Annotated in this window: 20 protein-coding genes, 3 pseudogenes and 1 other annotated feature; of the genes and pseudogenes, 9 read left to right on the forward strand and 14 right to left on the reverse strand. The window is 56.9% G+C overall.

The window, feature by feature from the left end; translation table 11 throughout:
* Window positions 1–197 precede the first annotated feature (197 nt).
* From ACFVTJ_RS23825 to ACFVTJ_RS23860, 8 genes are all read right to left on the reverse strand, one after another.
* Window positions 198–956 carry a hypothetical protein gene (locus ACFVTJ_RS23825; RefSeq protein ID WP_386911037.1) on the reverse strand — a complete coding sequence of 253 codons (759 nt, stop codon included), beginning with the start codon at window positions 954–956 and terminating at the stop codon, window positions 198–200.
* Window positions 956–1,987, reverse strand: a complete 1,032-nt coding sequence (locus ACFVTJ_RS23830; protein WP_386911038.1) for a zinc-binding dehydrogenase — start codon at window positions 1,985–1,987, stop codon at window positions 956–958. Before ACFVTJ_RS23830 ends, ACFVTJ_RS23825 begins: the two co-directional genes overlap by 1 nt.
* A 29-nt stretch (window positions 1,988–2,016) precedes the next feature.
* The gene (locus tag ACFVTJ_RS23835; RefSeq protein ID WP_386911065.1) at window positions 2,017–2,745 is read right to left on the reverse strand and encodes an ABC transporter permease; all 729 of its coding nucleotides are present in this window, start codon (window positions 2,743–2,745) and stop codon (window positions 2,017–2,019) included.
* Window positions 2,746–2,866: 121 nt separating this feature from the next.
* Entirely contained in the window at window positions 2,867–3,634 is a 768-nt protein-coding gene (locus ACFVTJ_RS23840) for an ABC transporter ATP-binding protein (RefSeq protein WP_386911039.1), read from the reverse strand.
* A 49-nt stretch (window positions 3,635–3,683) separates the two neighbouring features.
* Window positions 3,684–4,706 (reverse strand): ABC transporter substrate-binding protein, encoded by a 1,023-nt coding sequence (locus tag ACFVTJ_RS23845; protein WP_386911040.1) that lies wholly within the window; start codon window positions 4,704–4,706, stop codon window positions 3,684–3,686.
* A 128-nt stretch (window positions 4,707–4,834) separates the two neighbouring features.
* The gene (locus ACFVTJ_RS23850; RefSeq protein ID WP_186376859.1) at window positions 4,835–5,758 is read right to left on the reverse strand and encodes a LysR family transcriptional regulator; all 924 of its coding nucleotides are present in this window, start codon (window positions 5,756–5,758) and stop codon (window positions 4,835–4,837) included.
* A gap of 10 nt (window positions 5,759–5,768) precedes the next feature.
* Window positions 5,769–6,683: an alpha/beta fold hydrolase gene (locus tag ACFVTJ_RS23855; protein ID WP_386911041.1), complete on the reverse strand. Its 915-nt coding sequence runs from the start codon at window positions 6,681–6,683 to the stop codon at window positions 5,769–5,771.
* The gene (locus tag ACFVTJ_RS23860; protein WP_386911042.1) at window positions 6,676–7,608 is read right to left on the reverse strand and encodes a LysR family transcriptional regulator; all 933 of its coding nucleotides are present in this window, start codon (window positions 7,606–7,608) and stop codon (window positions 6,676–6,678) included. Before ACFVTJ_RS23860 ends, ACFVTJ_RS23855 begins: the two co-directional genes overlap by 8 nt.
* A 164-nt stretch (window positions 7,609–7,772) precedes the next feature.
* On the opposite strand from ACFVTJ_RS23860, the pseudogene ACFVTJ_RS23865 reads away from it, so the two are divergent.
* The 6 genes and pseudogenes from ACFVTJ_RS23865 to ACFVTJ_RS23890 form a co-directional block, all read left to right on the forward strand.
* Window positions 7,773–7,940, forward strand: a pseudogene (locus ACFVTJ_RS23865) (shikimate dehydrogenase); the annotation flags it as partial.
* Between the two features lie 94 nt (window positions 7,941–8,034).
* Entirely contained in the window at window positions 8,035–8,538 is a 504-nt protein-coding gene (locus tag ACFVTJ_RS23870) for a shikimate dehydrogenase family protein (protein WP_386911066.1), read from the forward strand.
* Entirely contained in the window at window positions 8,531–9,796 is a 1,266-nt protein-coding gene (locus ACFVTJ_RS23875) for an FAD-dependent oxidoreductase (protein WP_386911043.1), read from the forward strand. The genes ACFVTJ_RS23870 and ACFVTJ_RS23875 overlap by 8 nt, the downstream gene beginning before the upstream one ends.
* Before the next feature lie 687 nt (window positions 9,797–10,483).
* Window positions 10,484–11,008 carry a hypothetical protein gene (locus ACFVTJ_RS23880; RefSeq protein WP_386911044.1) on the forward strand — a complete coding sequence of 175 codons (525 nt, stop codon included), beginning with the start codon at window positions 10,484–10,486 and terminating at the stop codon, window positions 11,006–11,008.
* The gene (locus tag ACFVTJ_RS23885) at window positions 11,008–11,574 is read left to right on the forward strand and encodes a hypothetical protein (protein ID WP_386911045.1); all 567 of its coding nucleotides are present in this window, start codon (window positions 11,008–11,010) and stop codon (window positions 11,572–11,574) included. Before ACFVTJ_RS23880 ends, ACFVTJ_RS23885 begins: the two co-directional genes overlap by 1 nt.
* The gene (locus tag ACFVTJ_RS23890; protein ID WP_386911046.1) at window positions 11,564–12,136 is read left to right on the forward strand and encodes a hypothetical protein; all 573 of its coding nucleotides are present in this window, start codon (window positions 11,564–11,566) and stop codon (window positions 12,134–12,136) included. The genes ACFVTJ_RS23885 and ACFVTJ_RS23890 overlap by 11 nt, the downstream gene beginning before the upstream one ends.
* Window positions 12,137–12,138: 2 nt before the next feature.
* On the opposite strand, the gene ACFVTJ_RS23895 is transcribed toward ACFVTJ_RS23890, so the two are convergent.
* From ACFVTJ_RS23895 to ACFVTJ_RS23910, 4 genes and pseudogenes are all read right to left on the reverse strand, one after another.
* Window positions 12,139–13,455, reverse strand: a complete 1,317-nt coding sequence (locus tag ACFVTJ_RS23895) for a hypothetical protein (RefSeq protein ID WP_386911047.1) — start codon at window positions 13,453–13,455, stop codon at window positions 12,139–12,141.
* Window positions 13,456–14,643: 1,188 nt separating this feature from the next.
* Window positions 14,644–14,979: pseudogene (locus ACFVTJ_RS23900) on the reverse strand (acyl-CoA thioester hydrolase/BAAT C-terminal domain-containing protein); the annotation flags it as partial.
* 380 nt (window positions 14,980–15,359) lie between these two features.
* Complete coding sequence (locus ACFVTJ_RS23905; protein WP_386911048.1) at window positions 15,360–15,920, reverse strand: hypothetical protein; 561 nt, start codon at window positions 15,918–15,920, stop codon at window positions 15,360–15,362.
* A gap of 226 nt (window positions 15,921–16,146) precedes the next feature.
* The gene (locus ACFVTJ_RS23910; RefSeq protein ID WP_386911049.1) at window positions 16,147–17,634 is read right to left on the reverse strand and encodes a SulP family inorganic anion transporter; all 1,488 of its coding nucleotides are present in this window, start codon (window positions 17,632–17,634) and stop codon (window positions 16,147–16,149) included.
* A gap of 74 nt (window positions 17,635–17,708) precedes the next feature.
* Window positions 17,709–17,764 (reverse strand) — a sequence feature (sul1 is cis-regulatory element that is thought to sense ions involved in sulfur or methionine metabolism; They are found in Alphaproteobacteria).
* 111 nt (window positions 17,765–17,875) lie between these two features.
* Between ACFVTJ_RS23910 and ACFVTJ_RS23915 the strand changes: the two are divergent.
* A pseudogene (locus ACFVTJ_RS23915) lies at window positions 17,876–17,998 on the forward strand (DDE-type integrase/transposase/recombinase); the annotation flags it as partial.
* 232 nt (window positions 17,999–18,230) lie between these two features.
* Here ACFVTJ_RS23915 and ACFVTJ_RS23920 read toward each other — a convergent pair.
* On the reverse strand, window positions 18,231–19,115 hold the full coding sequence (locus ACFVTJ_RS23920; protein ID WP_386911050.1) for a LysR family transcriptional regulator: 885 nt from the start codon (window positions 19,113–19,115) through the stop codon (window positions 18,231–18,233).
* Window positions 19,116–19,209: 94 nt separating this feature from the next.
* Here ACFVTJ_RS23920 and ACFVTJ_RS23925 point away from each other — a divergent pair, with 94 nt between their 5' ends.
* Both ACFVTJ_RS23925 and ACFVTJ_RS23930 read left to right on the forward strand, forming a co-directional pair.
* Window positions 19,210–19,623: a CidA/LrgA family protein gene (locus tag ACFVTJ_RS23925; protein WP_386911051.1), complete on the forward strand. Its 414-nt coding sequence runs from the start codon at window positions 19,210–19,212 to the stop codon at window positions 19,621–19,623.
* The gene (locus tag ACFVTJ_RS23930) at window positions 19,595–20,305 is read left to right on the forward strand and encodes an LrgB family protein (RefSeq protein ID WP_386911052.1); all 711 of its coding nucleotides are present in this window, start codon (window positions 19,595–19,597) and stop codon (window positions 20,303–20,305) included. Before ACFVTJ_RS23925 ends, ACFVTJ_RS23930 begins: the two co-directional genes overlap by 29 nt.
* Window positions 20,306–20,541: 236 nt before the next feature.
* Here ACFVTJ_RS23930 and traA read toward each other — a convergent pair whose 3' ends face one another.
* Window positions 20,542–24,264, reverse strand: coding sequence for a Ti-type conjugative transfer relaxase TraA (gene traA, locus ACFVTJ_RS23935; RefSeq protein ID WP_386911053.1), 3,723 nt, complete (start codon window positions 24,262–24,264; stop codon window positions 20,542–20,544).
* Between the last annotated feature and the right edge of the window lie 78 nt (window positions 24,265–24,342).

Here is a 24,342-nt window from a genome sequence, read left to right on the forward strand (position 1 = left end):
GCAAACACGTCAGAAACGGAATGCTGTCGCCCGTCGAGTTCGAGAGGCAGCAGAAAATCTAACCCGGGGGTGTCTACGAAACTCGGGGCTATTCACCCAGTCCCAAATCAGTCGTGCGATGAAGCAAGCTCTTGGTTAGCAAAACGAATCTCGAACTAAGGAGACTTCGTAATAACGGGTCGTAGGTTCACATCCATTCAAGGCGATATGTATGAACGGATGGGTCGTGGGTCCGTAAAATCAGTTTCACGTCTTGAAACTCTGGTCGTATCGATTTTCGTTCGGTCTTTTGGAAACTCATCGCCGCGATAGCTGATTAACATCGTGAAAAGGTCGTTGCGCAGAATTTTCTGAGGTTCGAGCGTGGTTTGGATCTGCTCGGTTAATATGTTCTGCACGGCAACAAGCGATTGAACGGATTCGCCTTCAGCGATTACCACCACGTTGACAGTGTCCGGGTCGGTCTTCTCGTCCTGCGAAAAAACCTCGTAAATCTGGTTTGGTTCGGCAAGAGCCACTCTGAAACTAATTAGGCGGGACTGCGTGACCAAATGGTACAACAATGTCTCGAGTGCGCGCACCGATGCTTGCGCTTTGCCACGATTTACGGAGTAAGCCTGAACGTTCGCGGCTCCACCAATTCCTTTTCCTCCAGTTGCCGCGATCTTGCCTGGAATTCTAAGGACCTTCGAGAAATTTCGACGCATCTTGAGCGACCAGGGGGTGGGGTTGCGTACGAGGTCGATATAAGCGGGGTGTTCAATCACGCTAATATCCTCAAGATCGTAGAGCGTGAAATAGGTTTCGACTTGGCTGGCCGACACGTAACGGCGTGCGGCCTCCATGCCTGGTACGGTCAAACGCTCGGGCACGTGCTCGAACGTGTGCCATGATGCGTACTCTTCGGCGAGGTCTGCCGGATAGTCGTTCCAGAGCGCGAGAATGGCTGCGGCCATCAAATTTCTCCCATACGTAAAATCACTTTGGAGGCGACATGGTCACGCGCAGCCTGAAAGCCGATAAGAGCGTCGGTTAGTGGCAGTGTGTGGGAAATCAGTTGCCGCATCAAATCCTGATGGCCATCAAGAAAGGCGATGACAGCGTCCCAATCGGCTGCGGGGGCTCGATAGGATCCACGTATTTGCTGGTGCATGCGCACAAGTGTTGTAAGATCGATTTCGGCGGGTCTGGGATGGATGCCGACGACGGTGAAAATTCCGCGCTTCTTAAGAAATGGCAAAGTAGCGGCGACCAGCGTTGGCACACCTGCCGCTTCGATGATCGCATCGAACGGAGCAAATTTGGAAAGCGCGGTTTCCATGTCGACATCGCTCGTATCGATCAGATGCTGAAAACCAGCAGCGGCAAGGTTTTTGAGACGTGGCCCATCATCGCGCCCCATGATGACGACTTTCGCGCCGCGCGAGCGCGCCAGGATTGCTATACCCTGGCCGATGAAGCCCGGCCCAATGACGAGTATGGTCTGACCTGCCGCAACCTCGGTCGTCGCGACGGCCTCTGCGCAGACAGTCATCGGTTCCGTTAGCGCAGCGATATCCATATCGAGACTGTCCGGCAGCGTGTGACAATTGCTGTAGGGAACGCAGACATAGGAAGTGAAGGCACCGTTTCGGCCAATGCCAACGCCCTTGCGTGAAGTGCAATTATCTTCGTCGTCTTTCAGGCAGGCCTCGCAATGGCCGCATGTTGTAGAGGGTCGGGCGGTGACACGGGTTCCGATGACGTCAGTTGGGACGTTTTTTCCGACTTGTTCTATCGTGCCTGAAAATTCGTGGCCGAGCGTGACGGGCATGGCACTTTCCATCGACTCGTAGCCCGGCGTCCAGTGGGCGATATGCAGGTCGGTCCCGCAGATGCCAGCGAAATGCACACAGATCAACACCTCGCCAGCAGCAATGTTTTCAGGCTTGGCTATCGTATTGAAGTGCACGCCCCTGCCGGGCCGGACTTTTTGCAATGCCAGCATATTCAATCTCCATTGATAAGGTGCAGGTATTAGCCGCGCCAGCTTAAAAAGCGCTTCTCGACCAGTCCGATTGCGAAGTTCACGATCAGGCCCATGACAGAGAGGATCGTGACACCGGCAAACAGCTTTTCGAGATCATAGAGCGAGCCTGCCTCGAGAATGTAGGAGCCGACACCATATTGGGCACCAAGCATTTCGGCCGCGACGAGGAGGATAATGGCAATCGAGATCGACACCCGTAGGCCCGACAGGATGGCAGGGAACGCACCGGGCAGGACAATCTTGCGAACGATCGACCACCAGCTTAGCCCGAAACTCTGGCCCATACGGATCAGGGTGCGATCGACATTGTCGACGGCGCCGTAAGTCGCGACCACGGTTGGCGTGAATGTGCCGAAAGCAATCAGGGCGTATTTCGACGTCTCATCGATGCCGAACCAGATCACGAATAGCGGCAGAAGCGCAATCTTCGGGATTGGAAACAGCGCCGCGACCAGCGGCACCAGCCCTGCGCGAACGTAGCTGAAAAGGCCGATCATCACGCCGACCGATATACCAACAGCGATGCCAATGAATGCGCCGATGAACAGCCGCTGAAGCGATGGCAGGAGGTGTTTCCAAAGCAATCCAGTCTGCCAAAGCTGCACGAATGTATCGAGGACGGCGGAGGGCCTCGGCAGTGTCAGGTTGGAAATAAAACCGCTGCGCGTTCCAATCTCAGCAAGAGCGATCAGGATGATGAACACCGCAATGCCCATGCCGCGCACTGGGATCGGCGCAAAGCCGCCGCCACGAAATGCGACAGGGCGCACAGGCGCAGTTCTCGTTTCCGTCCTGTTGTCGCCGGATGCTCCAGCGGGGTTTGCAAGTGTGGTGATGTTAGACATTGACCAACTCCTTGTCGGCAGCCATGGCCTCTTCGCGCATCAGGTCCCAAAGCTGCTTCTGCTTGTCTTCCAGCACGGGATCGCCAAGGTGGCGTTCGGACAGAGGGATATCGATATCGACGATTTCGCGAATCAGGCCTGGGCGGCGGGAAAGAACGACAACGCGGTGGCCAAGCCGAACCGCTTCGTTGAGATTGTGGGTGACGTAGACGGATGTGAAAGGCTGCCGTGTCCACAGAGCGACAAGATCATCCATCAAAAGTTCGCGCGTCTGGCTGTCGAGGGCCGAAAGCGGCTCGTCCATCAGCATCAGCGCGGGGCGCACTGCCAGTGCCCGGCTGATCGCGACACGCTGGCGCATGCCGCCCGAAAGTTGCTTGGGAAGTGCCATGCGGAAATCCGTCAGGCGGGTACGGTCAAGAACGTCTGTGACGATCTCGTCCATTTCCCGCCGAGTGAGATTGTGATCTTCGAGCACAAGGCGAATATTGCCTTCGACTGTGCGCCAGGGCAGCAGGGCGAAATGCTGGAAGACGTAGGTGAGGGGATTGAGGGAGCCGGGTGGAGGATTCCCGATCTGCAGCACCTCGCCTGAACTTGGTCTTTCAAGGCCGCCGAGAAACCGAAGCAAGGTCGATTTGCCACAACCGGATGGCCCGATCAGACAGATGATCTGCCCTTGCGGGATATCGAGTGAGATATCTTTCAGAACCTCTACGGCTCCGTAGGAATGGCTGATGTTTTTCAGCTTCAGATCCATGGTTCCTCCATGCGAAGGCCGTGAGGCCTCCGCAAAAATAGCTGGCTGATCAAATGGTTTTTACGAAGGACGTGTCGAACAGCTGTTCGTTCGTAATTGCGTCCTTGACCATGCCTTCTGCCTTGAACCATTCAAGCTGCTCGACACAGCTGCCAAGCGACAGTGCCAATCCCGAATTGATGCGCATGGCGCCGTCGATCAGATTTTGTTTGGCAGCGTCGAACGGGCTATCGCTTTCGACATATTTGTGGACGATTTTCGCCAGAGCGTCGCGTTCGGCATCGTCCGCCTTGTTGTCTGCGAAGGCGGCATTGTAATCGTCAATAGCGCGCGAATAGGCTTTGACGAACGCTGCCGTCATCTCGCGTTCACTGGCCGCATTCTTGGTCGAGGTGAAGGCGGTAGTGACCTGATAATCCGGCGCGTAATCAGATACCAGACCGATCTGCTTGGCGGCACCCTCGCGGATCATCTTCTTGGCGACATTCGGCTGGATCGCCCACGCATCGATCTGACCTGTGGTCAGGGCTCCGACGATGGCGCCCAACTTCTGCAATGGGCGCAGTTGGATATCGGAAAGCTTAATCTTGTTAGCAACGGCAATCTTGTGGGCCATAAAGTGGAATGACGAGCCAGCGGTCGTGATGCCGAAGCTTTTGCCGGACAGCTTGGACGGGTCGGTCAGACCGGCCTCATAGGCTTTGTTGGATGCCAGAATGATCGCGCCGGTGACACCCTTCTCCTCAGTCAGCGCGCCGCCGATAACCTTAATGGCGTCCTTCTGTGCGAGGCTGATAAGACCACCGCTCATCGAGGTCACGCCGAAGTCGGCATCGCCGGACGCAATTGCCACGGCCATAGGCTGGGCGGCCTCGAAGAACTTCAGCTCGATATCGAGACCGGCGTCCTTGTAGTAGCCGCGCTCAAAAGCAATGAAGCTTGGCGCGTGGCTGGCAAGGTGCAGCACTGCAAGATTTCGGGTTGCTGCGCGGGCAGGCAGACCGAAAGCAGCGGCGCTGCCAAGTGCGCCCATGCCGATAAGTGCCTGACGGCGGCTCAAAAATACATTCATTCCGATTCTCCTCCCAAAGATGGCTGTCCGAGACGCCATTCGCTTTTACTGCCACCGGCTGAAGAGGAAGACAACGAACAATGATTATGCCTCCCATGCCCTTAAGACATGCAGAAGGTTATTTGCAATCAGGCGAGCGGCGGCAGGTCGGCCAATCTGCGAGAGAGAATTTCAGTGAGTTTACGCAGATTGGCGGAATGCGACCGGCGGCGGTTCCATAGAACCGATATCGAGAATTGTGGGGCGTTTTCGATGGGCCGAACGACGAGGTTGCTGCCAACGGGTCCGAGCGTGGTGACGTAGTCAACCAACACGATGCCCATTGCTTCATTCGCCAGCGCCAGTGCGGTGTCGGAAAAACGGGCGACAGCGCGCGTATTGACCTTCAATTTTTCGCGACTGAGAAATCGATCGACAACTGTCTGATGAGCGCCGCCCGGGGCGAAGGCTATGAAATCCATATCCGCAAGATCGGCCGCTCGTATGACAGACGTCATTGCAAGGCTATGATCCTTATGAATGACCGCGACCAGATCGACCCGCCCCACATGCTCGACAGCAATGAGCGGATGATCTGGCGAGGCGATCGTCACCACCGCTTCTCCACGTCCGGTAATCAGGTATTCCTCGATCTGGTCTACCGGAAGTACGTCGAAGAAAAGCTCGATACCGGGCACCTCGACGGACAATGTTCTTAGAGCCTGTGGCACGAGCGCGCGCGCGACACTGGCTGTCGATCCAACCCGGAATACAGCCGTTTCACCGCGTGCGATGCGGCCTATCTGAGTGCCGACGCCGGTCAGTTGCCGTATCAGCGGGTCGATCTCGGCATAAATCTCAAGTGCTTCAGATGTAGGGACAAGACCGTTGCGGTCGCGTGTGAAAAGCGCAATGCCAAGCAGGTCTTCGATTCGACGGATCGTACGGCTTAGCGCTGGTTGAGAGACATTGAGAACCTTTGAGGCACCAGTGATGGAGCGCGCCTGCATGACCGCATGGAAGACTTCCATTTGGCGAAGGCTGAGGAGACCGTCATCAGGCCGTTGGGCCATCGAAGTTTCATCATTGTCCTGGGACATCGATCGCCTTTTCAAGAAATGGCAAGAGCTCTTCGAGCATTTCGCTGGCGGCGGTCTCCGGCAGCAGATGGCCACCACCAATGCCCTTTCCTTGGACCTTGGATGCCCAGTCTGCCCATATATCGAGTGGTTCGCGACCGCCGCCATAGAGCCTGTCCTTCTCCCAGAATAAAAGGACAGGTACCTCGATTTTGCGGTCTGACATGCGATCCGCAAGATCGTCAGTTTCGTCTGTCGTGGCACCAGCCCGATAATCCTCACACATGGCGTGGCGAACATCGGGATTGTCGAATGCGAGCCTGTAGTCTTCCAGCGCCAGCGGATTAATCCGTTCAATATTCTCAGCCATTTTGCCGAGCGTGAGATCGACGAGAAAACGCGGATCCGCGGCCATCAGTGTTTCAGGCAGGGGCGCGGGCTGGGCCATCATGAACCAGTGCCATGCTCCCATGCCGAAGGCTTTGCTGGCACCTTCCCACATTTCCGGTATGGGCACGACGGTGACCGAGACGAGTGCCGTGACCGTTTCTGGAAAATCAAGCGCCATGCGATAGGCAACCCGGCCCCCACGGTCGTGACCAACGACAGCATACCGCCGATGTCCTAGCGCCAGCATCATTTCTCTGAGGCTTTTCGCCATGCGACGTTTAGAACCCATTCCTCGCGAGTTGCCGGTGACGCGGCTTTCACCATAGCCCGGCAGGTCTGGAACAACGACGGTATAGGTCTTAGCAAGTACCGGCGCGAACCGGTGCCATGCCGAGCGGGTTTCTGGATAGCCGTGCAATAGCAGGATCACCGAACCGCTGCCGGCTGTCAGAACGGCGAAATTGATGTCGGGCGTTTCGATGCGGTATTCTTCAAAACCCGGAAACAGCTCGTTAGCGCGTCTATACATCGATTGGCTGTCCCATTTGAGCGTTTGTGGTCACTGCGGCTATGTCCCTCAGCGCCTCGATCAGTCTGTCTACGCCTTTCTGTCGCGGGCGAAGATGGCAGATATGGACGTAGGCGGAAACGCTGACGCTGTTTTCGATCGGTATTGCCACGAGCCCGTTTGCTTCGCAATCGATAGCGGAAAATGCGTCGAGTATGGTGATGCCAATGCGTTCTGTGACAAATGACAGTGCGGCCTCAACAAAATGCACATAGACCGCCGTGTTCCTCGATAAGCCCCAGCGCCGAAAGGTTTCATCAATCAGAAGACCGTGTGTGGTGGTGGTTTCAAAAGAGATCAGCGGTTCACCGGCAAGCGCCAGCGGCGTTACGGATTTGTAGCCAGCAAGAGCGTGATCATTGGGGACGACACAGACGAGACCGGCGCTGGCTATTTTCGCCGTTTCGATTACCGGATCGTTGACCTCTGCAATCGTTGCAACACATGCACCTTGGCCGAACAGCAGGTAGTCGCGAACATCGCGCTGCGATAGTGAGTCACTGTAGTAGGTGCCCGCAGCCCCCTCCAGTTGCAGGCGTTTCAATGCCTTCGGCACCAACCGCATGCCAAGACTTGGCGTCGAGCCAAACCGAAAGACAGAGGCGTCGCCACGGACAATCGAGTAGATGACATCAGACAGCATTTCGGATTGCTGGTGGACGCGCTCGACCTCGGCAAAGATCAGCTCCGCCTCCTGGGTCGGCACCAGTCGGCCGGAAAGGCGCGCAAACAGCGCTATACCAAGCTGGTCTTCGAGACGCTTGATGGCAATCGAGAGGCTCGGCTGGGAAACGCCGAGGTGACGGGCTGCTGCCGTCAACGAATGCGTCGCCATGATCGTTCGGAAAATCTCGATCTGCCGTTCTCTGAGTTTCGGATTTGGCATCCGTGCTCGCATTCTTCCTATAAATCCAACTTATAGCATGGGTTGAAAGGTATATTGGCGTCAATAGGTATTTGTCCCATATCGTCGCTCCAAAATTGGGAGGGAGCTTTGTGATTGGAAGCGAAACACGGCTGGTGGCGATTATCGGATCACCCATTGTCCAAGTGAAATCCCCAGATAACTTCAACCGCTGTTATGCCGATGACGGTGTGGATAGGGCAATGATGGTCATCGATCTCGTCCCCGAGCGCGTTGCCGATTTCGTCACAACAGTCCGCGGCTGGCAGAATATGGATGGCTTCGTCGTCACCATTCCCCACAAGGCCGCAGTCGCCGCGCTGGTCGATGAACTCAGTGCAAAAGCGCAGTTTCTCGGTGTTGCGAATGTGGTGAGGCGTCACCCAAATGGAAAGCTTTGTGACGGACATGACGGACGGCGAGGGTTTCCTCACAGCCTCAAGGCCGCAGGGTTTCGTTCCCAATGGCAAAGTCGTTCTGGTGGTCGGGGCAGGAGCTGCTGGCAGTGCAATTGGCTACTTGCTTGCAGGCGCAGGCGTTTCGCATCTGGTTATCTCCGATCGCAACAAGGATCGTGCAGCCAGTCTCTGTGCTCGTCTGTCCAACGCTTTCCCAGCCGTTTCCATCTCGGCAGGAGCAGTACCCCAGCGCGCCTTCGATCTTGTCGTCAACGCGTCTTTGTCGGGTATGCAGTATGACGATCCGCTGCCGGTACCTCACTCAACGCTGGCATTGGTGCCACCAGAAGGTCTGGTGGCTGATGTCGTGACAAGCCCGAAAATGACGCCGCTGCTCACACTTGCGAAAGCTCGTGGCCTGAAAATTGAGACGGGTGAGGAAATGGCCAAATCACGACTTTTTGCGCTTGGAAAAGTGATGGGCATATTCAGGGGAGTACCAGTTGATGTGTAAAGACCGAGGTGGACGATACGACGTCGTGGTGGTTGGAGGCGGCGCGGCCGGAATGAGCGCGGCTGTAGCTGCTACCCGCATGGGTGCGAAAGTCGCACTCATCGAGCGATACGGTTTCCTGGGCGGAGCGGCTGCCAATTCGCTGGTTTTAGCCTACTGCGGCTTCTTCCTGAAAGGTCCTGAGCCTGTTTTTGCAGTAGGAGGAATCGGTGTCGAACTGCTGGCTACGCTTGCGAAGATTGGCCAGAATATCGCTCCGATACGATCTAGCAGCGGCAACTGGATTGTCATGCTGGACCCTGAGGCGGTCAAGTTTGCGTTCGACCAAATGACCGACATGACTGGCCTCGAAATCCTGTTGCACAGTCGTGTCACTGCGGTGTCCACGAAGCCGAGTGGAATTGCGGCCATCACGGTGACTGACCATGCCGGTAGCTACGGGATCACTGCAGCCGCATTTGTAGATGCCAGCGGTGAAGCTGCTGTGGCGTCGCATGCGGGACTTGAGATGACGACCGACAGCCGCGCTGGTGATCACGTCCAACCTGCGTCAATGCCGGTTCGTATCGGTGGCGTAGGAGCGGAGGTAACATTCGACCGTGGTCGGATGACGCAACTGATTATCGAGCACAACGCAAGCTCTGAAGCTCCAATCCACCGAACCGACGGTGGCGTCATGTTGAGGCTGCCGACGTCGAACGATTATTGGTGGATGATGATTGATCTTGAAACCAATGGTTTGAGCGGTGCCAGTCTGGGCGGGGCGGAGCGTCAGGCGCGGCGGGAAGCCTGGCGGAACCTGCAGTTGCTACGGCAGATGCCGGGCTTTGAAAACGCGTTCATCTCATCCACGGGGCCGCAGATCGGTATTCGCGAGACACGCCGTCCGCGCTCGCGAAACGATTTGACCGGTGTGGCTTTACATGGAGGTGACCGTCGCGAAGATGGCATCGGGCGCGCTGCATGGCCCATGGAGGTTCACGAAGCACCCGGTCGGGCACATTTCGTCGATCTTGGCGGCGACGGCTTTGCTGATATACCAATGGGAGCCATCCAGGCTGTCGGCGCGGATAATCTGTTCATCGCGGGTAGGGTCGCTGGCGCAGATGCTGCTGCCTACGGTTCTTTGAGAGTCATGGGTACAGCCTTTGTCACTGGTCAAGCAGCTGGAATTGCGGCCGCCTTAAGTGCTTCATCAGCGTCTGTTTCGGCTTACAGCGTCAGAAAGCATCTTTGCTTTCAAAATGCGATAATTTGATAGCCTGAAGAGCGAACAATGAGACCCGAGAAAAAAGTTAGCGTCACATTCGACCCATTCGGTCTACCGAAACGCATCTATTCTATAGCGTTGCCGAAGCGGGATTGATATCTGCAACACGCGCTATACCAGCTATTGGCGTAAGGCGATCTGACGGCCCGTCGATAAGTAATTTTAGTGTGTTAGCTCCATTCCAATGGCAGTGTCGACGGTCCGGATCCTTTCAAGAGCTTGTGGCTTCTGTGGGCCGTTGCCACAGCCGGCGGGCTGTCGAATTCGCCATGTAGCGGTGTTCTCATGTACCGCCTCATGCGGGTCGATGACATATGTGCGCAGGATGTGCGCGACATCCGATTGTGGTCTGGGGTGAAAGATCGGGGTTTATGCGTTCAACCTCGGCTAGGATGACGTCCTGTTCCCATGAGCCCGACCATGGTTTGTCAGCGTCTCGCTGGAGACAAACAAGCCTATGCGGCGAAATAGGCTTGATCGTTTGACCGCCCCTAAATCCTTATGGTTCAGCTGCTGCGCGGTTATGTTTCGGGTGAATGTCACCTAGCGGGTCGAACCCGACGCATTGTTTTGCTATTTTCTCGCTCGAATGATGGGATTGATAATTTGAAGCGACCGATAATACGTCAGAAGCCCAAGGGGCAGCTCGCCAAGCTTCTCGCCGGAGCAGGCGGCTTGTTGGCTGCCACCGTCTCGCTCGGCTATTCCCTCTATGAGAAGCGGGAATCTGAAATCGTACCGGAGGTGGAGGTCTCTACACCCATCGGAGCCGGGCGGTGGAAGGTGTCCGTCACCGCTGGCTCCTTTGTTACGGTCATGCCAAATGGCGGGAAAATATCACCAGGTAAAAAAGCTATTGCCCTCGATATGATACTGGAGAACGTCTCTTCGGAAAGCTCTAACCTCTATGCCGACCTGATCAAGATTACCAACGTCTCCGATGCGGCCAGACCACAATATTTCCTCAAGCGTGATCGGGCTATCCTATGGGATCTGCATCCACGGATGCCAGAAGCTGTAACAGCAGTGTGGGAAGTTTCCGATTCCCAAACGCTGCCTTATTCCCTGCAGCTTCGGGTCGAAGGCGCCGTCTTCAAACCTCGAGATAATTTATACGCCGCACCTGGCTGGTTTCCGTCGGGGAGCGTCGCGGAGATAAGATTGCCTCTCGCGAATGCGGGGCAGGGGGGATTGCCATGATGCGATCAGTCGTGCTGGGGGTGGGGCTACTTGTAAGTGCCGTGATCCTTGCAGCCTTGCAGGCGACGACGCCGCCTTATACCATGCTGACCGGGCCGATCGTGAAATCCGGCCGCCAGAGCGAGACAATTTCGAGCACAACATTCAGCGTGAAGATCAAAGGCGTCGTAAAAGCCCGGACGATCGCTTTTCAACGATTTGGGCGGCCAGCTGATCTGCAAAGCTCAGGTATCTGGGTCGTTGTCAGCGCGGAACTGCACGCCTTTCAGAGAACTATGCCGATACGTGCGGCGACCTTGGTCGGCGGGACGGGCCGCATGTATCGCCAGTCACACAGGGCAGGGGAGGCTCCAGATTTACTCTCAGCGAAAATGTTGCAGCCGGGACTGCCGACGACTGGCGTTTTCGTGTTCGAGCTTCCCGAAGACGAAACGCAAGGCATGAAACTTCTTCTGTCCGAGCAGTTCGATCCGCAGTTGAAGGATCAGGTCCGCGTCTCGCTCGAGAACGACAACCTTAAGCTTGCTCCGCGCGAAAAACTGGAGATTGGCAAGGATGGTATCTAACCGCGAAAGAAGAATGTGGTGGCTGTCACTTGCCAGCCTGCCTGTTCTCGTCGCGGCTGCGGTCGCAATAAATGCGTGGCGCAATGCCGCCGATTACAGGCATCGTGTAGAGACCGATATCGCGCAAGGCGCTGACCAACTCGATTACGCCGGCGCCCGATGGCAACTCGATAAGGTTCGTCTGATCGGCGATGGCCGGGATACACAAGTGCGTTTTCCCGGCCAGATGCGGCTTGTCATTGTTCGGATGGAGGCGACTGCCACTCGCGACATCGGAGAGGACTGGGGACAATGCGAGGTCAGTCTGACGGACAGCGTGGGACGCCGCTGGCTGCCGCTCGATGTCAGCCTTTCGAACGACATCAGCCGCGACCTTGACCCGAAAGTAACTCCAGTCAGTGGTTGTGGGATCACCTCGCTGACGCCGCCCCGTCAAGACCACGCAGCCTTGATCGAGGAGAAGTTCGTGGTTCCCGCGAACGCAGTTCCGTCCCTATCTGTTAGACTGAGTGTCGCAGCCTCGCGACCGAAAGCGATCGGCTTTCCACTCAAGCTTAACTGACATCACGCGGTGTGCTCATTCTGTTGTCGCCCTCGCCACTCCCGTCCCTGGCTGAAACCGATTTCGAGCGTTGCGGCCAGAAGGCATATCTTGACCGGCGTAATGAGCAGGCCTTCGCCCGGATCGCTCGGCGTGCCGATGAACGGCGAGATGACTTGTGCGATGATCTGCCAAACCGGTAGCTCATGCGGGCCGATGAGCTGCGTGAGCTCATACCAGGTCCAGGCCGCTCCCCAGTCCAATAGCCGATAGAGGACAATGGCAACCACAACCGGGGCAATACCGGAGTTCAGCGCAAGACCGATCCCTTCGGCAAGCGCGCGATACCGCTTCAGCGTGCCAGAGATAAAGTGCGAAACGAAATCGCGGATGGATTTTGGCAACGCTTCCCAACGGGATAAAGCGCGAGAAACTCGGTCGCCACCACGATCACGCTTACTGTCGATATCGTAGCCATAGACGAGAGCTGCGATCGTTAGCCAAACCACCGGATAAAGTGCGTAGAAAAACAGGCTGGTCAGCACTTTCCCGATTGGCGGAGGGGCGAATTCCGGCGGAGGGGCAAGGGCCTGTTGGGCGGTGGCGTCGGTTATCGGCGCAAGGAAGCTGAGAAGCCCGCCGATCGTTTCCGGCAGGTGGCTGAACCATGTGCGGATATCATCCTGCCATTCGGAGATCACGAAAACACCGATAAAAGCCCAGTTAGCTTCGCAGATCACGATCAGAACCGGCCAGATCGAAGAGCGAGACCGCTTGTGCATCGCCTTCGAGAAACGCCGCACCGCCCAGGCGGCAGCAACCGGCAAAATGAGCCATGACCCCTCCGATACATTCAGCAGGCCAGCGCTTTCGCCCGCCATGAACAGGGTAAGCGACAGGCGGGAGTAATCCCTAATGGTGTCGCCGAGAAAACCCCACGCAGCGTAGAACGCGAAGAATGGGACAAGACTGAGGGCAAGCGCGCCGATAAAATTGCGTGTCCCCGTATCTATCCTGTTGTCGACATGAGTCTGGCCGGTCACCGCACGCGATGCGGCATCGAGCGCCGGAAGGCCCGGTCTGACAGTCTCGAACAAGGCAAGGATGACTATGAGCTTAACGAGAACGACGATCGCAAGCATCGACAGTCCGGCAAGTGAATTCCAGCGCCCGATCAGGGCGGCAATCTCATTCAGTAGCAGATTTCCTATGAAGCCTAGCAGCCAAAGCGCTGCGAGTTGCGGCCAAAAGCGCCATAGCAGAGCACCCGTCAGTCGTAGCTGCAGGAATGTGCTGTGAAGACAACCGATGGGTTTGGCCAGTTGATCGGAATACGACATCCCTTGCTGATATCACGTTAGAAAGGCGAGACAAACAAACTCGGCAGTTCCTGACCGATAGCGCCCGTCGAATGATACGGAAGCTTGATCGCGTCGCGATCGGGGGCTCCACGCTGAAACCATCGCTCGTTGGGCTTCCGGTTCAAGAGGAGGCGTTGCGAAGCCGCCGAGATATAGGGGAACCATGGCGATGAGTTCGGCATAATCCGTTACATTCTCAAAGCGCTTCGCGGCCTCTGCTCTCTGGTCAACTCGTCACCAGGAGCCCATCAGCAGAGATTTCGTTAGATCAACTCATGATCGCCACGATAATGATTGCCGCGAAAGACAGGAATATAACGCACCCGACGATAATCGTGATGAGCGCTTGCGCTGAAATATAAGTGCCAGCAATACCTCCGATAACACTAGGCCACCCGCTTTTTCCACTCTGACTGCTCACTGGATAACCGCATGCAGGGCAGGCAAAGGCTTTGTCAGATACCCGGCCCTCGCATTCCGGACAAACAATAAGCGCCATATCAATTCCCTCCGATTACGAATTCAACACAACGGTTTTTCTGCCGCCCATTTGGATCGTCTGCGCCCGACGCCGTTTGGTTGGGGCGACGGGGGATCGCTCACCCTTGCCCGCGGTGGTCATTCCTCCCTTGACCTCAAGTTCAGTTGAGGTTGTACGAATTTTGAGGCGGTCGCATCGCATCAGAGGCGACGCAGTTCCAGGGAGGTTGTCGTGGTCAGGTATTTTCGCAATTCGAAACCCAAATATTCCTTCGGAACACGGCTTATTGGAGCCGCCGTTTTGCAATTAATAGGCTCCGGACTTTTGGCGTCCATTTTCTCCCTGCTGGATACATTTTTGGACAAGCCAACAATAATTCTCGGTCACTTCATGCCATGCTTGGTGGGATGCATTCCTGGCTTTCACTTTGTGGCTTTTCGTCGGGCGGTCACGGACGGCCAACCTAGTCTTATCGCAACATTATTCCTGGCATTTGGGGCCTTTTACTGGCTTGTGTCGTATTCCTTGCCTGACCTTTTGCTAGCAAGATCGATTTCCGGATTTGGACTGGGGGTGGTTGTAGCGGGAGTTTTCCGACGGCGCTGTCTGGAAAATCCCGTAGTCCCACGCGTTCGATAAACACTCATTGTCCTTTTGAAGGACGTGTACATTGCCGGCTGATGCCCTCACAGCAATTCCCTAATCGCTCGACATGCGTTCTGCCCGAGCTTCGCATCCGCCTCGTCGCTTCCGCCATGGGCATGGAGTTTTGATCGTTGTGTCGTCTCGCCGGGCAGGAGAATGCGATGCCCAGCATCTTTATCGAAGATCAGCGTAGCCTGTCTTCCATGTGCCTGCCTCGACTGGAGTATCTGTCTCGCAAAATATCCTGATGGCCAAAGCGCGTCGTCTCCACAAGCCACAAGGATCATGTCGGCAGGGGACGATTCGACCGGAATTCTGGCTCGTTCGTTTAGCTCAACATCGTAGGAGAGGCATTTCTCGAAAAACGACCGATAGGAAACAAGGCCATCCCGGTAGTCTTTCTACCAGTTGATATCGGCCGGAACGAAGTCTAGTGGGCTACGCTTGAAAGACCAGGATGATCGTTCAGGCCACGATATACCGTCCACTCCCGCTCCAATGTTGCCCCAGACCACGGAACTTGGACTGATTGCGATGACCACGTTAATGCCTGAGTTGGTACTTTGAAGCAAAGCGCCTCTCACCTTGCCTTCCAGTTGCTCGACGTCGTAAGCGACCATTTTCTGTCTCTTCGTAAGCGGTCTGTGGATCATGTGCGCTACGACCACATGTACGACGCGCCTCTAAGACTTTGCAGGTTCAGACAGGGCCGTCCATCTTATATAGACCCATCGTCACCGTAGCGAGGACCAGCAGGCTAGTTTCGTAGCTCCTGCCGCAGGAAGCTATCGACGTCCTTGTTCGCTTGCGCCGTGGCGGAAGCGCTGTATTCGAGCCGATGACCGAAGTAGACCGTGCCCGGCTTTGCCGCGGGGACATCGAAGTCGTGGAAAGCTGCAGGGTAAACAATGAGCCGAATCTCTGAACCTTTTTCACTCAAGTTAGCCAGCCTCTGTCCGCATTTGGCAGGAGTGTTGATGTCCACCAGAATGTGACCCGCTTTTTTATTTGGCAGTGGCCCACCAGATCCGACGTAGCGTACTGTATGCAAACAACTTTGTTCCGGCATGTGTGGATCACGGCCAATGGAAAAGTGGTGCAAATCGAGTTGAAACTCGACAAACGCCCCAACGAGGAGCAACTCCGCTGTAGCGGCCATGGCCGTCTGTTTATACCATTCGTGATCATTGGTGCTGTCCCAACGCCAGCGACTACAACGAGCAAATCTCAAAGTGCCCCATGTCTCTTCAAATTTCGAACTGGGCTTCGAAAACAGGCCCAACGCCCTGAGAATACCCGGCGGCTTTTTGTCGTCCACGACCCTGTACGAGCGGAAGCGGACGTTGACGGAGGAGGCCGCAAATTAAACCTGCGGCTCTGGGAAATTTGACTGTTGGTCATGTTTCCGTCAGCCGGCCGGTCTTGGGGGGTGACGAGAGCCAGATAGATGAGCTTTTGCCTTCGCATACTTCGCGCTTGGAGTTGACGAACAGGCAGCGATAGCGGAGGAGATGGGTGCGCACGATGGTACGCAGCCACGTTGTTCAGTGTAGTGAGGCGCTTGCCGCAAGCCGCTCATCCTTATCGTGCAGCGCGAAGCGGTCAATCATATCAGCACTCGCTTCGTTGAAGCCAAGAATATCGACCTCGTCGCCCGCCAGACGGAACTTGAGCACGACCTTGTCCAACGCGCCAATTGCGGTGATGTCCCAAAGATGGGCCTTGGTAAGATCGATGATGATCCGCTTACCCTTATCGGTGAAGTCGAAAGCGTGGATAAAGGCTTGTGCCGACGCAAAGAAGACCTGCCCCACTACTGCATAGGTGACACTGTTTTCTTCGGGATTCTCCAAGCGAGTGACCCTGAACAGACGGGCTACCTTGCCAGCAAAAAAGATGCCGGACAGCAGGACGCCAACGATCACGCCTTTCGCCAAATCATGCGTTGCGACGACGGTGATGACCGTCGCCAGCATGACGACGGATGACGGAAGCGGGTGGCGTCTCAGGTCGAGGATTGACCGCCAGGAGAACGTACCAATGGAAACCATAATCATAACCGCAACAAGCGCGGCCATCGGGATGATCTGGACGAGGTCGTTAAGGACGACGATTAGGAACAACAGGAAAGCTCCCGCGACGAACGTTGAAAGCCGTCCTCGACCACCAGATGTTACGTTGATGACCGACTGTCCGATCATGGCGCATCCGCCCATGCCGCCGATGAGTGCCGAGGCGATATTCCCTGCGCCCTGTCCAACGCATTCTTGACTCTTGTTGCTGGGCGTATCCGTCATGTCGTCGACGATCTGGGCGGTAAGCAGCGATTCCAGCAGGCCGACAGCAGCGAGCGTCACCGAGTATGGGAAGATGATCTGTAGTGTCTCCCAGGTCAACGGAACCTGCGGAAGCATCAGGAATGGGATCGAAGACGGAAGTTCGCCGAGGTCGCCGACGGTGCGTAGGTCCATGCCAAACCACCACGCCATGGCCGTGAGGACCGCGATGGCCACGAGCGGCGATGGAATTGCCTTGGTCACGTATGGAAAGAGGTAGATGATGGCGAGGCCGGCTGCGATCATCACGTAGGTGAGCGCTGGGACGCCGATAAGTTCAGGCAACTGGGCCATGAAGATCAGGATCGCAAGCGCGTTGACAAAGCCTGTGATGACGGAACGGGAGACGAAACGCATCACCCGACCGAGCCTCAGCCATCCCGCGACGATCTGGATGATACCCATAAGGATCGTGGCGGCGAACAGATACTGAAGGCCGTGCTCCTTGACCAGCGAGATCATGACAACAGCGGTCGCGGCCGTTGCAGCAGAGATCATGCCGGGTCGGCCGCCCACAAAGGCCGCCACGCAGGCGATTGCGAAGGAGGCGTAGAGGCCAACCTTGGGATCGACGCCCGCTATTACGGAGAAGCCTATCGCTTCCGGGATAAGCGCGAGAGCGACGACGATACCCGAAAGCACGTCGCCACGGATGTTGGAGAACCACTCCTGACGGTAGTTTGAAAAAGTTTGCATTGATGATTTTTCACAGTTGATGCAACGGGCCGAGCGAAACTCGGTCCTCGAAAACGGAATAGGTTGCGTTGCTGTGTTGTCTGGCGGATCGGCGGCCAGAAGAGCCACCCGGAGTTTCACCGGGTCCTTGTGGATGACGCTAAGTAGCTCACGCAGGCCAGTTTTGCAATTATTTGTTGGTCTGAACCAAACACGAAACATTGGACGCGGCGGTCAAGGTGCGGATGCGACACCGTTTACGATGATGGTGACGATCAAGGGAAAGAAATACTGGCTACGGCGAGCCGTCAATGCGAACGGTTATGTCCTCGACGCTCTGCTGCAAAGCCAACGAAACATGGCGGCGGCCTTGCATCTGATGAGAAGCACATCTCGTGTCCGTTACCTTTGGCAGGAGCTTTAGACGGCGGCAGATGATCTGTTCACAAGGATTTTACACGCTTCGATATAGGGGCTGGGCTGGTCGCTATTGATGCCCATGGCACCGTAGCCGCTCCCTATAACGAACATGGATTGTTTCGCGGTTGGGTCACCGCGTCCGGTGAAGGATCAGTGGCAACTCGCGACAGTATCTATCAAGTTGCTCTCTAGTCTGATCAATTCTCACCGTGGACCTCGCGGACGAGATTCAGCCAGGCTTTCGCTGCGCCTGACAAATAAGCGTCACGACGCCATGCTATGGCCATAATCCATTCAGTTCCCGCGTCATCAAGCAAGACTTGACGAACAGAGGAGTTACGCCGTTGGATTGCGATCATGCGGGGTAGAAAAGCAACCCCTAAACCGGCGCCGACAAGCCCGATCATGAAGTCTATCTGGCTACTCTGCGCGATTATGTTGGCCTCGAACCCGGCACGCCGACTGGCGTCGAGGATCACGCGGTGCAGGGCAAATCCATCCTCGAAAAGAATGAATGGGGTGTCCTTGAGATCGCTAAGCGAGATAGAACGGCTGTCTGCGAACCGGTGATCCGCTGGAAGCAGTGCCACCAAGGGCTCGCGTGTCACCGTGTGCCAGTCAAAGTCCGGCGAAGTCGGCAGCAAAACGCCAGCAAGGTCGATCTCGCCGGCGCTTAAGCTCTCCTGGAGTTGAGCGCTGCCATGCTCGACCAGTCGGACTTCGATGCCGGGATAACGTTGCCTATAGACAGCAAAAAGCGGCGCAAACAGTATGCTGCTACCGACAGGCGGAAGACCTAGCCGCAGCGCTCCCTGCTTAAGTTCACGGATTTCATCGAGCTCGGCGAGCAGATCGTCACGGCCGGCGAGCAGCTTTACGCCATGACGGTAGACGACTCTTCCGGCTGCGGTCAGCAAGCTACGATGGCCGATCCGATCGAGCAACGGGAGGCCGAACTCGTCCTCCAATTGCTTTACCGCCTTGCTGATGGTGGACTGAGTCGCGAACACGGTCCTTGCGGCTTGGGAAAAGCCGCCCTGGCGCACTACCTCAACGAATGCTCGTAACGTCCTGAATTCCATATCCAGTCCATATCAGAATATTGTGTAGTCAATCAATTCATTTTCATCATACTGCGTTGCGATATATGGTCGCCTGCATCAGAGAGGTGCGTCCATGAGCAGGCAACGGCAGACAATAAGATTTATTCATCACAGCAGATTGCTGCAGGTTAGCATCGTCGTCGCATCTTGGCTGACGGGTGAGGAGTTGGTACGTTTTTTTGCCCTCCCGCTCCCTGGTGTCCTACCCGGACTTGCGTTGTTGCTTCTGTTGCTCATGTCACGACAACTGAGTGTTGTCAGTATGCGGCGCGGGGCAAACTGGTTTCTCGGCGATATGCTGCTGTTCTTCGTGCCAGCTGTGCTGGCGGTGCTGGACCACCGCGAGTTCTTCGGCCTCGTTGGCCTCAAGATAGCGTTCGTTATCCTGCTCAGCACTGTGGCCGTAATGATAATGACGGCCTTTGCCGTCGATCTTAGTTATCGTTGGAGGGTTGGCCATGTCCGCACCACACCAGATCTTCATTGAAACGGCCATTCACGGACTGGCCTGGTCGCTCGTAACGATCGGATTTTATTGGGCCGCGAAGAATGTTTACCGGAGATGGCCCCGCTGGTGGTTGATGCCTTTGGCCGTGGCGCCGGTCCTCGTCGCTGCTGCTGTCCTGTCTTTCCATGCGACCTATCAGGAATACATTCGGGGGACGAAGTGGCTTGTGCTACTGCTCGGTCCCGCGACCGTCGCGTTCGCTATCCCGATATACGAGCAGCGTGCCCTGATACGCCGGCACTGGCCGGTGCTGCTGATCGGTATGCTTGTCGGCAGTCTGACCGCGACCGTTTCGAGCTGGGCGCTTGCAACGCTGGTCGGGCTGGACCACATGATCGTTCTTAGTCTCGTGCCGCGCTCTATCAGCACACCCTTTGCCATGGAGGTCTCGGGCGATATTGGGGGCGTTCCAGATCTGACGGCGGTGTTTGTCGTCGTGACCGGCATCGTCGGAGCTGTCATCGGTGATATGATCCTGGCGCGCATCCCGATTGCCTCGGTGCTAGCGCGCGGAGCTCTCTTTGGCCTTGGCGCTCATGGTGCAGGCACGGCTCGCGCGCAGCAGATTGGCGAAACTGAAGGGGCCGTGGCGGGCCTCGTCATGGTGCTGGTCGGGCTTTTGAATGTGATTGCGGCGCCGCTCGTCGTACACCTAATTTAATCGGGCCTGCAATTCGTATCAGCACGCCGAACCCCATTCGATAGCCTCGTGAAGTGCACACCGTTTCGCCGGGCCGCTCGGCTAGCTTGGATTTATTCGTGATAAACTGCTGAGGGAAGCCATCTTGAGCCCTGAAAGGGGGATAGGTGCACCGGGACGCTTATGCAATTTGGAAGCGCGGCGCACTTTCAGCCGTTCCCCGCTTAAAAGGGCGCCAAGATTGTCGTCGGCGCCTACTATCGGCTCAACCCAAGCCCTTGTGACCGGTTAAGCTGCCGTCTGAGTGCGTGGTCATGGCTAAGCTCGGCCATGCGCGTTCGGTTCACGATACGGGCGGTCATCTGGATCTGCTCGGCCTGTTTTGCGAGCTCCGGACGTGCCTCGAGTTCTTCGACGAACCTGCGAGGATCAGAACTACCGAACCGCCGCGTAAGTGCATCGGCCACCTGCCTGGCCTCATCAAGCGCGGCTTGCCCCTCAGGCGACGATCGCAGCTCTTTGATGAACTTGCCTCGCTTGTCGACCTGCATCTTCTCCACCTGGGCAAGGATTTCGGCGCTGCGCGGGGTGAGGCCTGGTACCTCGATCACGTCACGCTGTTCCCGCTGCCACTGCTCGCTTTGACGTTCCTCGGCAAGCCGGCGTTCCCATGCCTCGGAGACATAACCGATATGGGCGGAGAGAGACCTCGCATATTGCAGCGCCTCTTTGCGCTCCTTGTTGTTGCCGAACAGACCTGACTTGCCGCGCAGGTCTCCGAAGCGCTCTGGCTGCTCGGCCATGGCCTTTGCCATGATCTTGCCATTGCCTTCCTTCTCGGTCATCGCGGTGCGCAGTCTTGCAGCGACTTCCTCTGGATCACGGAACGCACGCCGCACGAGAGATTCCACCGTATCGAGCCTCTGATCGATAACGGACGTCGCCCTTTGCTGCGCCACCTCTTCGATGCTGCGGTCGTAACGGGTAATCGCCGGCACAAGCGGAGCTGGCTTACCGGGTTCCAGAGAATTTTGCTGGTCGGAAGCTTCTATGGGGGCAGGGACGGCGCCGTCTTTCGACATGAGGTCGGACCACCGGATGCGGCGATAGCCTTTGTTGTCCTCAGTTCTATGCTGATCTTCGCTGCGAACAGGGCCGGCCAGATCGCCGGCACGTTCCTCGTCAACCTGCTGACGCTCTGATGGCCGGTCCTGCTGCTCCCGTTGCAGGTGGGCCGCACGGGACATGACCTCTTGGCGCGCATTTTGGCCGGACGCAAGCTCGATCTCGCTCCTGAGCCCGAGCTCTTGCCCGATCCATCTGCCGCTTGCGATCCCGCGCCGCTCGGCAAAATCGCTGATGTAATCCAGCGTGGTTTCCTTGGCGCCGGAACGCGACAGGCGGCTAGCCAGCTTCTGGTAGGCGAGTTCCTCACCCTTGACGACACGCCATGCATTGCGCTCTGCCTTTGTGCCGTCCGGAAGCGTGACAGGCGTGGCGCCTTCATGCTGCAGTCCGATCCTGTCACCGATCGCGGGTGATGCGTCTCGCATGGCCCGTTTGAGATCAACGCCCCACACGGTATGCCGCTCTCCCTTGTCATTCTCCAGCGTCACAAAATAGCTGTCGCGTGACTGCGGATTATGCTCGTAGGGCGCAACGCCGTGATCAACCAGCCGGCCCGCATTCGTGAACTCCGTGATGTCGGCATAGAGCTGCACGCTGTCGCGATGCCTTGTCATGGCGACATAGGCCAGATGCCGGTCCATGGTGCCGGACGCCAGCACAAAAGCGCGATCGACCGTCGCTCCCTGGTTTTTATGGATCGTGGTCGCATAGCCATGGTCGATCGCCTGATAGCTGTCTGTTGGAATGCTGACACTGTCGCCGTCTCGACCATCGAGCCGAGCAACGATCCGACCCTTCTCGACATGCTCGACGGTGCCAAGCATGCCGTTTTTGACGCCGAGGTCGCGGTTGTTTTCGAGGAAGATGATCCGGTCACCGGGTGCGAAAGCGCGTTTGCCGTTACTGGTCTGGAATGTGAGTTCCTCACCATCCCCACGGCCCGCACCGTCGCTCAGCTCGGGGCTGCTCCCGAACTGATGGCTGCGATCGAGATTTTGCCGGTTCTGAAGCTCGGAGCGGATGGCGGCATTGAGGGCGCGCACATCGGCCCGGCGATGCGCCATGGCAACCCGGGTGCCATCCGGACGCTCAGAACTGCCGGCAACATAATCTCGCACGATCTGCGCCATCGCTTCGTCGCGGCTTTCCGCAAAGTGGATGTTGCCGTGATCGCGATAGGCGGCCAGGCCCTCGGCCGTCTTGTGGGTCGCAAAGGCAACTGATGCTTGCCGCTGCCAATCATGGCGCTGGCGGCGAATGTCGGAAAGCTCGACATGGCCAATCTGTTCGGCAATCGCCCTGAAGGGTGCACCGGCTCCAATTGCCTGCAGCTGCTCGTGGTCGCCAACAAGCACGATCTTTGCGCCGCGCTCTTCCGCCTCGCCGATGAACCGGGCAAGCTGCCGGCTTCCGACCATGCCGGCCTCGTCGATGACGAACACGTCGCTGCTGCCGATAACGCCCCGACCATGATCCCAGCTGTAACTCCATGACGAGAGCGTGCGGCTCTCGATACCGGAGCTTTCCTCAAGACCCTCGGCGGCCTTACCGCTAAGTGCTGCACCATGGACCTGATAACCTTCAGCCTCCCACGCCGCACGCGCGGCTGCGAGCATGGTGGACTTTCCAGCACCTGCAAATCCGACCACAGCCGCGATGCGTTCTCGCCCGGTAATATGCGCGATTGCCTGGCGCTGTTCATCCGACAATCCTGATGACGGATCGCTCGCGGCCACCATTCCGCCAGCGCTTTTGCGAAGAGCGTGATCCTGTTTTTCTATCGCACGTTCGACATGGCGAGGATCGACGCCATGGGAATGCGCCTGATGCAACCGGTTCGCCGACTGCGCCATTGCGAGTTCCAGATCGATCATCTCACGCGTCGAATAGCGCGCATTGGAAACGTCGCCTGTCTCAGGATCGATGCGCTCAGCCTGAAGTTCCACCAGCGCTGTCGAGGCCATCACAGCTGCAAAGGCGTTCCGGAACATTTGCGCGTCATCGTTGATATAGCGATGCAGGGTTTTGGCAATATCGTGCCGATCGAACACGCTCTTCTCGTTGCTGATCAGCGTCAGAACCTGTTCCGGTTTTTGGCGGATCAGCTCGGCATTTTGCCGTGCCGCCTCGTCATCCAGCCGGCCGCGCTCGACGGCCATTCCCTGCTGTTGCATCTGCGAGGCATGCACGCCCATATGTTCGGTCGGCGACAACTCAAGACCGCGCTCCACATGCGAGCGATGGTCGATGCGAACGTCCAGGCCTTCGCGCTGAAGCTGACGGTTGGCGATGCCTTCCCATGACTGCCGGATATCGCGCAGCTGCATGTCGGTTGTCGCCATGCCATGTGCCAACAGCCGTGCGTTCTTGTGCTCAAGATAAGTTTTCTCCCCAAGACGGGTTCTGCCAAGCTGTCGCGTCGTCATCAGCACATGAGCATGGTAGTTCCTGATATCACCATGCTCGCTGGGTGAATGGATCGCAAAATCCACGGCTGCGCCATAGCGGTTTGCCAAATCCCGGGCAAAGGCGCGTGCCGCCTTCAGTCGCCCTTCTGGCGACAGCTCATGCGGAAGCGCGATTTCGAATTCGCGGGCGACGCGGGCATCTTTTCGCTTTTCTGCAAACTCGGCAGCGTTCCACAAAGCCGAACGATCAAAGGCCCACTCGGCAGAAAGACCGTCCGGCAGCACGATCTCTTTATGCTCGACGCCCTCTTTGCGGGTGAAGTCATGAACAAGGCCATCGCGCTGATTGGTGAGAAGAACCGCGCAACGGTAGGCGGCAGATGCGACGGCACTTCGGCCGGATGAGCGCGAGACAGGCTTGGTGCTGAGATGATAAATCGCCAACCGAAATCTCCGGTCCTCAAACGGGGAAATTCAGCGCTCAACTGCGGTGCAAGTCGTAAGTGCGCCCTTGTCTGTTTA

Origin of the sequence: Agrobacterium sp. NPDC058088, from assembly GCF_042885035.1 — a bacterium.
Taxonomy (GTDB): Bacteria; Pseudomonadota; Alphaproteobacteria; order Rhizobiales; family Rhizobiaceae; genus Agrobacterium.